We start from the raw sequence: 13,940 nt of genomic DNA, 5'->3' as shown, positions 1-13,940 counted from the left end.
TTTCTTGGGGGTGCCTCAATGGAAGGACTCGATATTAATCTGGAAGAAGTCCTAAGTAGAGTAATGAAGATTTCCGACCTGAATGATCTTCAGGAGGAGAAATCACGGCTAATTGGAAAGCAGGGACTGATAACCTCTCTTATGAAGAAGCTGAAAGAAATTCCTCCCGAAAATAGAAGAGAATTCGGAAAAATCGTAAATGATTACAAGAACTCCATTGAGGAGGCTTTGAACTCTCGGAGAGACGAGCTTGAAGTGCAGGCTAAGAGAGAGCGAGAGGAATCCGAGAGACTTGACTATACGATTCCAGGTAAAAAGAGGGACATGGGCTCTCTACATCTGATAACTCAGATAATGGAGGAAGTTCAAAGCATCTGGGTGAGCATGGGTTTCGAAGTGACTACGGGCCCCGAAATAGAGACGGCATATTATAACTTTGAAGCACTGAATACTCCCGAGTGGCATCCGGCAAGGGACATGCAGGATACCTTCTATCTCCGAGACGGCAGACTTTTAAGAACTCACACTTCGCCCGTGCAGATTAGGACAATGGAGTCTAGAAAGCCGCCTCTTGCAATTTTCGCGCCAGGAACCTGTTACAGAAAGGATACTCCCGATGCGACTCACCTTCCGATGTTTCACCAGTTTGAGATTCTTTTCGTCGATAAGGGCGTGGCTGTTAGCCATTTGAAGGGTGCTCTTGATCATTTCGCAAAGAGGCTTTTTGGTGAGGGCAGAAAGATACGTTTGCGGCCTAGCTTCTTCCCCTTTACCGAGCCCAGTTTCGAAGTCGATGTAAGCTGTGGAATATGCGGAGGATTGGGATGCAGGAGTTGCGGTGGGAGCGGATGGCTTGAGATTTTGGGAGCTGGGATGGTTCACCCAAACGTGTTCAGCAATGTCGGTTTAGATCCGGAAGTATGGACTGGTTTTGCAGCTGGGACCGGTCTCGAGAGAATTGCAATGCTTAAATATGACCTTGAAGATATTAGAGATCTTCTCCGGAACGATAGACGTTTCCTCAGGGGTTACAGGAGGGCCGTAATATGAAGCTATATCTAGAATGGCTTGATGAATTCATTGACATAACCGACAAGACTCCCGAAGAAATCAGTAATAGCCTTTCACTGAGCGGTACCGAAGTTGCCGGAATCGACTATCCCTGGGAATACGTCCAGGGAGCTGTCGTTGGAAGAATTCAGTCGACGAGGCCTCACCCGGAGAGCGAACGACTCTTAATAACTGAAGTTGATATCGGTTCACGTGAAGCAACGATTGTTACAGCAGATATGACTGTCAAGAGTGGAGAGATAGTGGCTGTTCTACCCGAAGGCGCCGCCCTTTCCGATGAGAAAATTGGGAAGAAAGAGTTCCAGGGTGTCGACTCGGAAGGCATGTTTCTGTCTCTTGAAGAACTCAGGTTTGAAGAAAAATCTCTCTCAATAATGCGATTGGAAGAGGGCCGACCGGGAGAATCTGTTGTTGAATTGCTCGGACTTAACTCGGCGGTAATTGAAGTTGAATTAACTGCCAATCGCGGCGACTGCCTTTCAACTGTTGGAATGGCAAGGGAGCTTGGCGCGATCTATGAGAGAAAAGTAGAGAAACCCCGTGTACACGAATCGATCGAGTCTGGAGAGGATCCGTTACTGAAGGTGGTATTGAAAGACAGTGGTTGCTCCAGGTACACGGCGCTCCTTATGAATGATGTGAAGATCTGTGATTCTCCTCTCTGGATGAAGAAGAGATTGGTCGCGGCCGGCTTGAGACCGATAAACAACGTTGTGGATATAACAAACTATGTGATGCTTGAGACAGGACATCCAATTCATGCTTTTGATGTCGAGAAGATCGGATCGACTGAAATAGTAGTTCGTGAAGCGAGAGACGGTGAGAAGCTTGAACTTCTGGATGGCAAGATTGTCGAGCTCGATAGAAACGACATGCTTATAACTAATGGTGAGACACCGTTAGCTTTGGCCGGAGTTATGGGTGGAGAGGATTCGGGGATCTATTTGACGACGAAAAGTGTACTGCTTGAGGTTGCCGTTTTCGATCCCGTAAGAATTCGTAAAACCGCTAGGAAGCTTGGGATTTCGACAGATAGCTCATACAGATTTGAGAGAGGAATAGATTATGAAGACTCTCTGTACGTCATGAAACGGCTGGCAGACTTAATGAAACAGTTGGCCGGCGCCTCAGTTGGCTCGAAAATCGTTGATGCCGGTGGAGTGATAGAGGCAGAGCCAATAAATTTGAGAGAGTCATTCATAACCGAAAGACTGGGAGGGTCGGTGCCGACAGAGAAGGCGTCCAGCATATTGAAGAATCTTGGATTCAAACCTGAGAAGACAGACAAAGGCTGGACGGTTACACCACCTCCATTCAGAGCATACGATACGAAGCAGGAGATCGATCTTGTTGAAGAGATTGGAAGGATCTACGGCTACGAGAATATAGAAAATGAACTTCCCAGGATCCTCCCCATTTCTGGTGGCGTTCCTGAATCTCTGAAGAGACAGAAGAAATTGAAGGACCTTATGGTTGCATATGGATTTGATGAGATTGTGACTTACAGCTTCATAAATCCCGAGGAAATTTCGAGAATCGATGAAGGCGTCGATCATGTTGACCTTGCGAATCCACTTTCGATGGACATGGCCGTGATGAGGCCCTCTCTGATCTATAATCTCTTGTCTGCGACTTCTTATAATTACAGAAGGCAGAATAGAGATATCAAACTTTTCGAAGTAGCTTCGGTTTTTGATCCAAAGAAGGAGCAAGGGGAAACAGTCGCTCTCGGTTTCGTTTCCACAGGTCGTGAAAACCCTCTGGATTATTCTGACAAGAGAGTAGTCGATTTCTTTACCTTCAAGGGGATAGTTGACGAGTTTTTCTCGTTGTACGGTTTGACCCCCTCTTTCAGTAGTTTCTCGATTCCCTGGTTAGAAAAGGGTAAGGCAGTCTCGGTCGAGATCGAAGGAGTGAAAGTTGGGTTCTTTGGCGCTGTTGACATTTCTATTGCCGATTCTCTCTACGAGATCAAGAGTGGTGAAGTGTACATTGCAGAGCTCAATGTGAGCTTGGTCGAAAGCATGATGAAAAAGTTTGCCGGTGCAAACAAGATCTCCCCTTTCCCGAGAGTCTTCAGGGATCTCTCCTTCCTGGTGCCGCATTCCGTTAAGTATGGGGATTTGGAGAGTCTCATAAGCAAGACTCTTGAAGGAACTTCCTTTGGAGAAATCAGAGTCTCCGATCTCTACAAGGGAAAGGGAATAGAGCCTGGATACAAGAGCATCACCGTTACTCTGGCCTTTGAGACTTTCGACAGAACCCTAACTGATGAAGAAATAAACTATCTTGTTGATCTTGTCTTGAGAGAAACGGAGAAGATTGGTGTGAAGTTGCGTGGATAACCTTCTTCTCAATACCTTCAGCAGGAAAATAAGGGCGTATCTTCCCGAACTCTGGCGAAAGGTTTCAAAGGAAGAGTTTTCAGTGGAACGGAAAACAGGATATAAGGACATTGTCACCTCGGTCGATCTCGAGATCGAGGACAGACTTCGAGTATTTCTTCATGATCTCTTTCCAGAGGCAGATTATCTGGGTGAAGAGTCAGGTTCGGACGTGAGGTCGTCAACCATGTGGATAGTAGATCCCGTTGATGGAACAACAAACTTTTCGAAGTCTAATCCCCATTATTCTACGCAGATTGCTTTATATTCGGAGAATCGAGTTGTGTTGGCAGTTACTTATGACCACAACCGAAAAGAGACCTTTCACGCAATTAAAGGCCAGGGCGCTTACCTGAACAACAAAAGGATATGGGTAAGCAAGACTGGAGATCTCCGTGAAGCTACTAGTCATGTGGGTATGCAGTACTCTTCTGAAACGGCCTTTGAGCGGATAACCAGAAGAATAAATAGAGCAATAAAGATATGCAGGGGACTACGAATAACCGGAAGTGCCTGTCTCGATTTTGCATATGTCGCGTCGGGCCGAGCAGATATTTTTTGGGAAGAGACTCTCAAACCCTGGGATGTCGCAAGCGGTGTTCTGCTAGTAAAAGAAGCCGGAGGATATGTAGGCAGCTGTGTCGAAGAATCTTTCGACCTATTCAGTCCTAATGTTCTCGTTGCCAACAACTCACCAGAATTGGTAAAGGAATTTCGAGAGAAAGTCTTATACGACTGATTGACGTGCCGATTCAATTAGAATAACTCACATTGGACGAACAACCTGCCAACACCATCCACTGATAGCCTATCCCGAAATGCTCTAGTAGAAAGATTCTTGGTAGCCCGTTGTTAGTCGTTGGCAAGAACAAGGATAGAATCGAAAATCGCAGACAGGCAGGAATTGTTGTCCCGTAGAGCCTGGGCTTTTATCTTACCACACCCGATCATCATAACCCGGTTCTGATAACCCGCCCCAGTCAACCCGCTCTCTCGATCTTTTCGAAGAACGGATGAAGCCCAACAGATTTTGGTCTTCCCAGCGTACAGCCTTCAGCGGATCTTTCCCCGCGAAGCGGAGCTGGCCTCGCCAAAGGCGAGACTGGCCAGGCGCAGCCTGACTGGCCTGCGCAGCAGCATCACTTCTGCTCTTAATCTCGGAGGACGGGGAACCGTTGACGGTGGACCTGATAAGGCCTCCTGCCGAAGGCAGCCTTGCGTCCCGGCATGTTCTTCACCGGCATTGCGACCTGGGCCGTTCTTGCCCAACCTTGGGTCTCCGGATGGTTTTCCCGAATCATTCTGATCGTGATTGTTCACTTATTTGTTTATAAGCACTTGCCAACCACCAACCACGTACCACCAATGACGGTTCTCAGCGCGTTCAAACCGATATTCTCCTATGTTCTTCGAACATGCACAGGTCTTCTACGTAAAGAACTCCCTTTTCCGCCGCAACCTTAGCGGCCTTTTCGCTGGTTATGCCTTTCTGCAACCAAACAGCCTTCGCTCCCAGTTCTATCGCCTTCAAAGCAATGATTTCGGCCTCTTCTGAGGGTCTGAATATATCTACAATTTGGAGTTCAACACCGTCTGATACCACTGCTTCGAGGTCTGGGTATACTTTGAGGCCGCTGTACTCTTCCATACTTGGATTTACGGGGACGACGCGATAGCCTTTTTCGATCAGATAAGTCGGAACGTAGTTGGCTGCCTTTTCGACATTCTTTGAAAAGCCTACGACTATCACTCTGTTGAAGCTTTCGAGGATCTTTTTCGCGTTTTCAGTGTAATTCAAAGAACAACACCTCCAAGTATTATCAAAGCTATTCCTAGCAGGAGAGAGAACCAGAAAAACCAGTTCCCGAATTTAGTGTAAGGGGTTGTAGTCACCCTTGGAAGATACTCGAATTCCCCAATGACATATTCTGCTGAGAGCTCCTTAGATGATGGCAAACGTTTAACTATTCTCCCATATGGATCGATTACGGCGGAAATTCCCGTGTTAGATACTTGAATCACATATCGGCGGTTTTCAATCGCCCTTGCAATGCTTTTTGAAAGATGTTGTTGGAGGGCAGTCGAGAAGTTGAACCAACCATCGTTAGTTGATGTAACTATTACAGTTGCTCCGTTTTGAGTAAGTCTTCTGGCAACGTTGCTGTAAAGGGAGTCAAAGCAGATTTGAGCACCGATCCTGTGTTCGTCCACAGAAAAAATCGTATATTGCTTGCCCGGATCAAAGTAGTCAAGAAATTTCAAGAAACTGAACACTCCGAATACCCTGGGCCAGGGAAGAAATTCAACAAACGGAGTTAACTGAACTTTCGCGTAGAACTCCTCAGAAAAGCCCTCACTGTCTACGAATCTTACCTGATTGAAATTGTCATCGTTATATGTTGGGAAGCCGACTAGTATCTTCAAGTCCCTCTCTCTAGCGATCTCCTGCAATTGGCTTCCAGTCGAATTACTTCTTATGTCGCTCATGAAGGTCGCCTCAGGCATAACGACTAAAGAACCCTCAGGTATTTCTCTCAATGCTCTCGATACAATCCTTAGAGTCTCTTCAGGCGGCTGGTAATACTTCATCTGCATGGAAATGTTGGTTTGAAGAGCATAAATTGTGCTCTCATACTTGTTGGAGGAATGAGGAATCGGGATGAAACTGCTCATTATGGAATTAAAAAGAGCAATTAATGAGACAGATACTATGATCAGAACGGCTCTATCTCTCGTTTTCTCCAGATACAAATGCGATAAGTAGTGGTTGATGAAAACGATTATGAAGACCAATAATAGGGGTCCTCCCAGAACGAATAGTTGAGAAATTCCAAGCTGATTATTTAGTAGAGCGTCGGACAACCTCCCATTCGTAAATCCAAGCGGACCGATCTCCCTCAGGTATTCAATTACTGTGAAGAATGAAGCCGCAAAGAGGCCAAGAAGAACAGGGTACCTCTCGAAGAATCTTTGGTAGAGACCGTAAATAAAACCAAACGCCAGGAATGGAATGGCAATTACCAGGCCCATCAAAAAGTAAACGATTATTCCGATGAAATTAGGAAATGAGTTCAAGACCTCGGGAACGTTCACTGTGAGAACGGGTAGTTCCCAGTAGTGTGTGATAAGTAGATAGACCAAGCCCCATACAAAGGCCCTTAGAGCGCCTTTCAGAGGCGTCACTTCCTTCATCGCTATGAAGAATGGAATCAATGAGACCCAGATCAGGTAACCCCAGAGCATCCCTGGCATTGCGAGAGCCGTAAGTACCGCCGAAAAAAGTATCAGGACCACTATTTCTCACCCCGGATCTTGAGAATACTGTTAATCGCTTCGGAAACACCACAGTTATTATTATCTCGGGTGGTCACTAACGTCGCGTGCCTCTTGACCTCGTCTGGTCCGTTTGCCATGACTACGGGAAGTTCTGCCCTTTTAAGTATCTCCAGGTCATTGAAGTTGTCGCCGATGTAGGCAACGCTACTCCAGTCGAGATTCAGGTGGTCGAGAACATGCTCAAGTCCGTTCTCCTTTCCGACACCCGGTCCAAAAAACTCGTAGAAGGCATGTTCCTCTACGCTGTCGTTCTTGACAACGGTAACATTATCAAGATGTGAGTTTGACTCAAAGAGAAACTCCTTGATAATACTCTCTTTTCCCTCAAGCGCGATCTCGGGAATACCTTCATCTGAAATTCGTGCCAGGGGATCATCTTCAAAGATCATTCTGTACTTGTTGTGTCTATAGTATTCTCGGTAAGGGGAGTCGGAAGGACCAACTGTGGAAATGTCCGGCAGTCTGAAGAAGTCATAGAAGACAAGGATGTTCAAAGATTTCTCCTTTGCTCTGGTATAGATTAATCTGGCACGACTCGCTTCCAGAAGAGATTTCGATATAATCTCAATCTCTTCTCCGTGGCCGAAAGTGACTAGTGCCCCGTTCTGGTAGGAGACGGGAACATCTATTCCCAGCTGTTCAACGTACTCGTGGCCAGAAACATAGCTTCTACCGGTCGATATTGAAACTGCCACCCCCATACTAAGGGCCAGTCTTATTGCATCTTCATTTTCCTTAGATATCTTTTTCTCATTATCCAGTAGTGTGCCATCTAGATCAATCACTATTAGCCGTATCATCTTCCAACCTCCAGCAATCTATAACCTGAAATGTCTCGAGCCGATTATTCTTCGAGTTCACCCATCTGGCCTGAATCGGGAAGGCAAACTCCGGGGCTAATCTTCCGTTCAAAACCCATTCCCTCGCTTCAGGGCTATTGTACAATCCGGGATTTGCCATTATCTTAAGAACGGTAGCTTCGCCTACCCATCTTACTTCATCAATCGAATCTATCCCTTCGAGAGATTTCGTGATTCGTGTTCTACTTTCTTCCGGCGGAAAAGGTGACACATTGACTAATGCGATGTTTTTCGAGAGAGGACCGATTATCTTCACGTTCGCCAGAAAATGCTGGAAGTCCTCGACTTCATCCAGGAGGACTTCATTTGCGATCGCGACCGAGTAACCGTGGTATGAGGGATTTGCCATGATCTTCAAAAGATGTTTCAGCTTACAGCCTTCCCTTACAGGAGCCTCTCCAATTCTCGGAACATCGATTCCAAAACGTGTCAAAGCCAGATTTATCTCATCCTTCGTCCACTCTCTCAGTGGCGCATAGAAGCCGTCTTTAATCACTATTCCAGTTTTTCCCCAGCTGTCGGATTGATTTGCTCCTGTCGCAATAAGACCAATAACCCCGCTTCTTATTGCGGGCAGCTTCGCAAGGCGCGTGCATCGGTTGCAGGAGGGGCCAGTCCTCCAGACTCTTTCTTGAGCCTCGTATCCCGGAGTGAATTCGAGTCGAAGACCCAGCTCGTCTGCCAGCGATGTCACTATTTCAAGACCTTTGCTGTAAGAGTAAGGACCGAAACAGACATTGACAAGTTTCACATTATCGGTTCCAAGAGCCTTTGAAGCTAGGAAGGCGACAAGAGTGGAATCGAGACCTCCCGAAAAGGCAACCGTAAGCCTTCCGTTCTCTGTCAATTCCCTGATCTCATCTATAGTCCTATCTATTAGGTTCTCTATCTGTGCGCTCATCTTTTCTAGTATAACGCAAAGAAGGCGGCATATGCCGCCTTCGATGTTAATGGATCCTATCCTAGAAGTGCTCGTTTCTTCTTCACAAGGAATGAAGCTACGTTAATCCCCTTCGTACCACGTCCAAATCCAGCGTCCATTCCGCAAGCAACTGCAAGGTCATTTGTAATCTGAGTTCCTCCGGAAATAATGATGACCTTGTTCCGTACACCTTTTTCAACAGCGAGTTGAGCAATTTTCGTCATATTGCTCACATGAACTTCGTTGTGAGTGATAATCGTTGATACGAGAATCGCTTCTGCGCCGGTCTCCACGGCCGCGTCAATGAACTTTTCGGGACTGACGCTCGTTCCTAGATAGGTGTACTTGAAGCCGAACTTCTCGATTCCGCCATGTTTGATGTCTAGAATCTCCCTGATTCCAACCGAGTGTTCATCGTTACCTACAGTTCCCGCAACGACTCTCATAGGATGTTCTTGGACGAAAGAAGTGATTTCCTCTTCACTCAGTAAATCTGGCTTTTCGGGCAGTTTTAGAGAGTCTCTCTCGATCTTGAATGGCACCTTTGCCTTCAATTCAAGATATGTACCTTCAACAGGGTGCAGTACCGTCTTGCTTATAACGGATGCGTCGGTGAAGCCCATTCTTTTTGCTATCTCTAAAGCTGCCGCTTCCGAATGATCGGGATCGTCTGGGATTGTCATATCTAGTTGAATCCATCCGTCACCCCACCATTCAACCTCGGGACTAATGAGACCCTTTTCTCTGTCCAGCAGTTGCTGAGAAATCCTTAGATTGACGTTGTCAGATTCATCCAATTCGTCTATGTACTTTATCTTTGATCTGTCCTGGAGGGTGCAGCCGCCTATCGGTTCGTCGGGGGAGGAGAAGCCTTCGGGAATGTTGTTGTATCCGAAATGCTCAGATACTGGTGCAAAATACTCGGGGTCTCTTGGAACGACACTGCCCGCACCAATTCCGCCGTTCTTTTGCCTTGCTATTCCGTCTCCGTTTCGCTCAGGATACTGACCGTTGTCGACAAAGAAGCCCTTCTCTACGGCCTCGAAGTATCCGCCAACTTCAAGAATTTCTTCCATCATGAGGATTGCCCTCATTTTCATCTCACGAATCTTTGGCCTAACAACTTCCTCGTTGACCTTCAGTAGATCCTTGATTCCATCGAGAGCTAGCAAGGTGTGCTTTGCAGTCTCGACTCCCCTTATCGAGTTTATGTGCCATGGAACATTCCGGCCTTCATCGGGAGTTATGGTCGATTGGATGTCTGCTCTTGTCAATCTGGAAATCAGAGTGTCAAGAACGTGAATCCTGGTCGCATCAATGAGATCGGATTCAATATACCGCGTATTCATTTGAGCCCTGAACCTGTACTCTTTGAAAAGTTCTCGAAGAGTCAATGCATAAACGAAATTCAGTTTGAATTCCGGAGCCGGAGAAACTACGGGAGGAACTGTCGAAAGAGCTATTGAACCCTTTTTCATGCCGGCCTTCACGGAAAAAGCGCAATTGATTGCGTGCTGAACAAGAAGTTCGGGCATGACTTTCCAGGCTCTCTTCGCGGAGGCATTGGCGTTGTGTGCACCGTCTATTTGAAGCATATCGACGCTAGCCATGATTCTTTTCGCAACGGCTGCATCTACAAAGGATCTGACAGGATTAATCCCTCTATATAGTATGTTGTACTGAGGATCCTGATGAGCACCGTTCACGCCCTCTTCTGCAAAGAGAACTGCAATCTCCGGTCCCGCCACTCCACTCACATAAGAATGAAAGTTAATCGGTCTGCCTACTTCTTCTTCTATGATGTCGAGAGCCTTTCTTGTAGCCCTTAGCTGCTTCCTGGTTATCGGGATTCCACCAATTCCCTCCGGAGTTCCCTCTATCAGGCCATCGATGTGACTCTGGCCTAGTGTCCTGATAACCATAATGTGGTCTGCTCCATGCCATGCGGCCATTCTCATCCTTCTGATGTCGTCTTCGAACCTCCCTGAAGCTATCTCGGAAGTTATCACAGAATCGGGTTGCGGATCTATGTTATCGAAATAGTGAGAAGCTGGAAGACCGATGCTATTCGTGAGAGGTTCTGAAATCTCGTCGTAATTGAAACCGTCGACCTTCGCACCTTTCGGAAGTCTCTTCCTCCAGGTCCAACCTCTTCTCTTTGGAGAGTAGTGCTCCAGATCTTTCAAAATCTCTTCTACTTTGAGCTTCTCATTAGCGGGCAGCATTTCTTCCACCCCCTCTGAAAGAAGAGGCAAGCTGTTCCCAGCCCTTTCCAGTCACGAGATCTTCAACGGCCTTCTCGAAGGTTAACGAGTTATTCTTGGCATAAGTAATTACAAGGTTTCCGGCTCCCTTACCCAGCAAGCCATGTTCATTGGCCTTGGTGACAATTGAGCCGGCCTGGAAGCTGTCCAGTCCCATTCTCAGGAGCACGGAGCGTTCGATCGAAGGGCTGGTATTGGTCTCTGCAAGGTCTATCAGGGGTTCCACAATTCTTTCTGCAAGTTCCCAGAATCGTCTGTCAAGCTCTTCATCTGAAAGATTCTGCAGATGTAAGCTTCTCTCTTCGAAATCATCAATTCTTTGGATCGACATTGCCGCTTACCTCCTTAACCAACTGCTTGGCTTCGGCCACACTGATCTTCAGTTCTGCGGAAAGGTAATCATAGTCGCTCTCGATCAGCGTAACTCCCTGTTTCAGAAGCTGCTTTATATAAGATTCTTTCAGTTCGGTCATATTTACTTCTTTGTAGGCGATCTGTGAGTATCCTTCAGGAATAGATATCGTCTTACCAGGATAGTCTTCGACAATCGGATCACCACGGACGATCTCGATTCCATTGTTTCTGGCAAATGTAAGTTGGGCGCTTGGCAATTTGCCCGCTCCTGTGTACTCGGTCTCCTGAACAACTATCGTCTTTTCTTCGGGCAACTCTTTAGCGAGCGCTATTGCAGCAGTCAAACTTGTGTTGCCGGCCGGACCGCGCTGCAACCCCTCGAGTCTTGCAAGCATCTCGGTGACATAGAAAACCTCGCCCTGCGTAACAAGAAGATATCTGTCCATATATCTCAAGGCCCTTGCGGCATTTCTTGGAACATCTGATCTGTCGGGAAGAACGGCGAAGGGAATACCGAATCCCGTATGCCCTGTTGTGAAGGACTTTAGATTGAAATCAGAGTCGCTTGCCATATGAAGACCCGAAAGATCGACACTCACGCCTATGATCTCAGTGGTGTCTGCTCCAGCCTTAAGAAGACCTCTGGCCGTTCCCGTGAGGTTGCCTCCCCCCGCATGCGTTGCAAGTACGTAATCGGGATTCTTGCCTATAACACTTTGTGCCTGCTCCACGATCTCGTAACCCAGCGTTTCGATTCCAGCAATCGCGTACGGAGTATAGAGCGAGGCATTAAAGAATCCAGTCTCTTCGAGCAGCAACAGAAAGTAATAGAAGAGTTCGGGGCCTACTGTCAATTGAGCTACTTCGGCGCCATATGCTTCGCAGGCGCGTGCCTTCTCGAGAATCTCCGGCTGGCCTCTCCCTTTGCTATCGTAACACTCTTGAACTATTATGCACTTGAGAGCTCTCTTCATTGATTGAGAAGCTACTGCGGCTCCGTAGTTACCACTTGTTGCTGCAATAACGCCTTTGTAGCCAAACTCTCTTGCCCTCGCAACACTAATCGAGGCTCGTCGGTCTTTGAAGCTTCCAGACGGGTTTGTCGCTTCATCTTTGAGGAAGATTCTGGCTCCCTTACCCGGTTCGCTAATCGATCTGACGAGTCTTGTAATGTTCTTCAGTTCAATGAGAGGAGTGCATCCGACCCCAGTCTCTGCCTGAATGTTTCTTATCTCTTCAATGGGATAAGATGTATCTTTCATAAGTCCTTCATAATCAAAAGCGATTCCATCGAGCTCATACCTGTCGTAATCGACTCCCACAGAGGCCTTCATTATCTCTTTTCTCCTGGACATAACCGACTTATAGGATTTGTCATTCATCTTCATCGCCGCCAGTTAGCCATTTTGTAAGCTCCATTCCAGCTTCAGCCAGCTCCGGGATATAGTCTCCGAAATTGTGCTCATGTGAGGGTTCGACAGACTCAATTTTTCCGTATACCTTTCTTCCTGCGGCCGTCTCTATTGTCACCAATTCACCGACTTCGGCCTTTTCTTCCAGCAGAAAACCTCTTATCCTGAGTTCGAGAGGAAGATTTCTAGTGTCTTCGGGTACTGAGGGAGCCCTCTCTCCAGGATCAAGAAGAATCCGGTGTATTTGCACCCACTGCCCCTTTATTGCACTCATACTTACATCTCCTTTATTTCGTCCAACAGGCACCTTGGAATAGGGAGTTCGCTCATTTCGATAAGTCCTGGAGCCGCTTCGATAACTGCAGGAATCATATTTGTCGCAAGAGCAATCGTTCCCTTTCCGCCGGGAATTTCCGGTTTTATTGAAAGATGGATTTCCGGGTCGCCGTAGATATCTATGTAATCTCCAGTGTCCACTCCTTCAGTTTCTGGTAGAATTTGCTGAGGATGAACCAACTCTATCATGAGCTTCTCGCCGCAGTAACCACGTCCTACATGTTTACAACCAGCTACCATTCCAGGCTTCACATGCGCAACGCTCGTCTTTCTCTCTGTATTTGAAATGATTGGCTCACGACTCTCTTCAATTCTGTCTATCTCCCAGCCCAGTGCATTGCCAATCATCGCTATCGATTGCTGAAATCCAATGTGACCGACGATATCTCCCTTTTCGATACCCTTTCTGAACTCTTCAGGAGAGGTCCCCACTCCTTGAGTCTCCATCACAGTCTTTCCAAACGGAGAAAGATCGTTGATTCTTCTAGCCTCGATTCTGTCAACTTTGAGACACGCCCCAGTCATAGCTATGATGAGGAGGTCCAGCACGAATCCGGGATTTATTCCCGTGCCGAGGATGGATACCCCATAACGCCAGGCTATATTCTCGAGTATTTCCGATTCTTCGGGATGCGAGACGAATGGGAAGGCCATTTCTTCGGCTATCGTAAGAATGTCAACATGGTGTCTGGCAGCTGCTTCTATCTTCGGAAGGACTTCTTCGACGAAGGAATTGGTGGCGATTACTACAATGTCCGGTCTCGTTTCCACTATAGCTTTCTCGATGTCTGAGTAAACAAGTCTTCCCGTTTTTTCTCCGCCAAGATACTCTCCGAGGTCCTTTCCGATTCTTTCTGGATCCTTTTCAACTGCACCTACCAGCCTGAGTTCTTCTTTCTTCACAATATTTCTAGCCACTCCGCTTCCCATTGCTCCCAGGCCCCACACCAAAACTCTGTAAGCCATAAAGAAACCTCCAATCCGATGTTTAGATTATTCAA

The 13,940-nt window shown here is 47.0% G+C and carries 12 protein-coding genes; 3 read left to right on the top strand and 9 right to left on the bottom strand.

What is annotated here, in order from left to right; genetic code table 11:
- Window positions 1-18: 18 nt before the first annotated feature.
- From pheS to Y697_RS06455, 3 genes are read left to right on the top strand one after another with little or no spacing between them, the layout of a single operon-like run.
- Window positions 19-1,050: a phenylalanine--tRNA ligase subunit alpha gene (gene pheS / locus Y697_RS06465; RefSeq protein ID WP_121550828.1), complete on the top strand. Its 1,032-nt coding sequence runs from the start codon at window positions 19-21 to the stop codon at window positions 1,048-1,050.
- Window positions 1,047-3,416 carry a phenylalanine--tRNA ligase subunit beta gene (gene pheT, locus Y697_RS06460; RefSeq protein WP_121550827.1) on the top strand — a complete coding sequence of 790 codons (2,370 nt, stop codon included), beginning with the start codon at window positions 1,047-1,049 and terminating at the stop codon, window positions 3,414-3,416. Before pheS ends, pheT begins: the two co-directional genes overlap by 4 nt.
- Entirely contained in the window at window positions 3,409-4,194 is a 786-nt protein-coding gene (locus Y697_RS06455; RefSeq protein ID WP_121550826.1) for an inositol monophosphatase family protein, read from the top strand. The genes pheT and Y697_RS06455 overlap by 8 nt, the downstream gene beginning before the upstream one ends.
- A gap of 645 nt (window positions 4,195-4,839) precedes the next feature.
- Here the strand turns inward: Y697_RS06455 and Y697_RS06450 are convergent.
- Genes Y697_RS06450 through ord form a run of 9 tightly spaced genes read right to left on the bottom strand, consistent with a single transcriptional unit; the run spans window position 4,840 to window position 13,905 of the window.
- Window positions 4,840-5,253 (bottom strand): CoA-binding protein, encoded by a 414-nt coding sequence (locus Y697_RS06450; RefSeq protein WP_121550825.1) that lies wholly within the window; start codon window positions 5,251-5,253, stop codon window positions 4,840-4,842.
- Entirely contained in the window at window positions 5,250-6,749 is a 1,500-nt protein-coding gene (gene lnt, locus Y697_RS06445; protein WP_121550824.1) for an apolipoprotein N-acyltransferase, read from the bottom strand. Before lnt ends, Y697_RS06450 begins: the two co-directional genes overlap by 4 nt.
- Window positions 6,749-7,591 carry a Cof-type HAD-IIB family hydrolase gene (locus tag Y697_RS06440; protein ID WP_121550823.1) on the bottom strand — a complete coding sequence of 281 codons (843 nt, stop codon included), beginning with the start codon at window positions 7,589-7,591 and terminating at the stop codon, window positions 6,749-6,751. The genes lnt and Y697_RS06440 overlap by 1 nt, the downstream gene beginning before the upstream one ends.
- Window positions 7,569-8,552, bottom strand: coding sequence for an ExsB family protein (locus tag Y697_RS06435; protein WP_121550822.1), 984 nt, complete (start codon window positions 8,550-8,552; stop codon window positions 7,569-7,571). Before Y697_RS06435 ends, Y697_RS06440 begins: the two co-directional genes overlap by 23 nt.
- A 56-nt stretch (window positions 8,553-8,608) precedes the next feature.
- Entirely contained in the window at window positions 8,609-10,798 is a 2,190-nt protein-coding gene (oraE, locus tag Y697_RS06430) for a D-ornithine 4,5-aminomutase subunit OraE (protein ID WP_121550821.1), read from the bottom strand.
- Window positions 10,785-11,168 (bottom strand): ornithine aminomutase subunit alpha, encoded by a 384-nt coding sequence (locus Y697_RS06425; protein ID WP_121550820.1) that lies wholly within the window; start codon window positions 11,166-11,168, stop codon window positions 10,785-10,787. Before Y697_RS06425 ends, oraE begins: the two co-directional genes overlap by 14 nt.
- On the bottom strand, window positions 11,149-12,573 hold the full coding sequence (ortB, locus tag Y697_RS06420; protein ID WP_121550819.1) for a 2-amino-4-oxopentanoate thiolase subunit OrtB: 1,425 nt from the start codon (window positions 12,571-12,573) through the stop codon (window positions 11,149-11,151). The genes Y697_RS06425 and ortB overlap by 20 nt, the downstream gene beginning before the upstream one ends.
- A complete protein-coding gene (gene ortA, locus Y697_RS06415; RefSeq protein ID WP_121550818.1) occupies window positions 12,566-12,877 on the bottom strand; it encodes a 2-amino-4-oxopentanoate thiolase subunit OrtA in 312 nt (103 codons plus the stop codon). Before ortA ends, ortB begins: the two co-directional genes overlap by 8 nt.
- Before the next feature lie 2 nt (window positions 12,878-12,879).
- Window positions 12,880-13,905, bottom strand: a complete 1,026-nt coding sequence (gene ord, locus Y697_RS06410) for a 2,4-diaminopentanoate dehydrogenase (RefSeq protein ID WP_121550817.1) — start codon at window positions 13,903-13,905, stop codon at window positions 12,880-12,882.
- Between the last annotated feature and the right edge of the window lie 35 nt (window positions 13,906-13,940).

Source organism: Mesotoga sp. BH458_6_3_2_1 (genome assembly GCF_003664995.1).
GTDB lineage: Bacteria > Thermotogota > Thermotogae > Petrotogales > Kosmotogaceae > Mesotoga.
Note: the sequence above shows the minus strand (reverse complement) of the source record. Positions and strands in the feature narration are given on the sequence as shown.

Coding starts and splice junctions, on each gene's coding strand:
- pheT (WP_121550827.1), top strand. CDS start 1,047: ATGAAGCTATATCTAGAATGGCTTGATGAATTCATTGACATAACCGAC.
- ortA (WP_121550818.1), bottom strand. CDS start 12,877: ATGAGTGCAATAAAGGGGCAGTGGGTGCAAATACACCGGATTCTTCTT.
- pheS (WP_121550828.1), top strand. CDS start 19: ATGGAAGGACTCGATATTAATCTGGAAGAAGTCCTAAGTAGAGTAATG.
- ord (WP_121550817.1), bottom strand. CDS start 13,905: ATGGCTTACAGAGTTTTGGTGTGGGGCCTGGGAGCAATGGGAAGCGGA.
- Y697_RS06440 (WP_121550823.1), bottom strand. CDS start 7,591: ATGATACGGCTAATAGTGATTGATCTAGATGGCACACTACTGGATAAT.
- oraE (WP_121550821.1), bottom strand. CDS start 10,798: ATGCTGCCCGCTAATGAGAAGCTCAAAGTAGAAGAGATTTTGAAAGAT.
- ortB (WP_121550819.1), bottom strand. CDS start 12,573: ATGAATGACAAATCCTATAAGTCGGTTATGTCCAGGAGAAAAGAGATA.
- Y697_RS06425 (WP_121550820.1), bottom strand. CDS start 11,168: ATGTCGATCCAAAGAATTGATGATTTCGAAGAGAGAAGCTTACATCTG.
- Y697_RS06435 (WP_121550822.1), bottom strand. CDS start 8,552: ATGAGCGCACAGATAGAGAACCTAATAGATAGGACTATAGATGAGATC.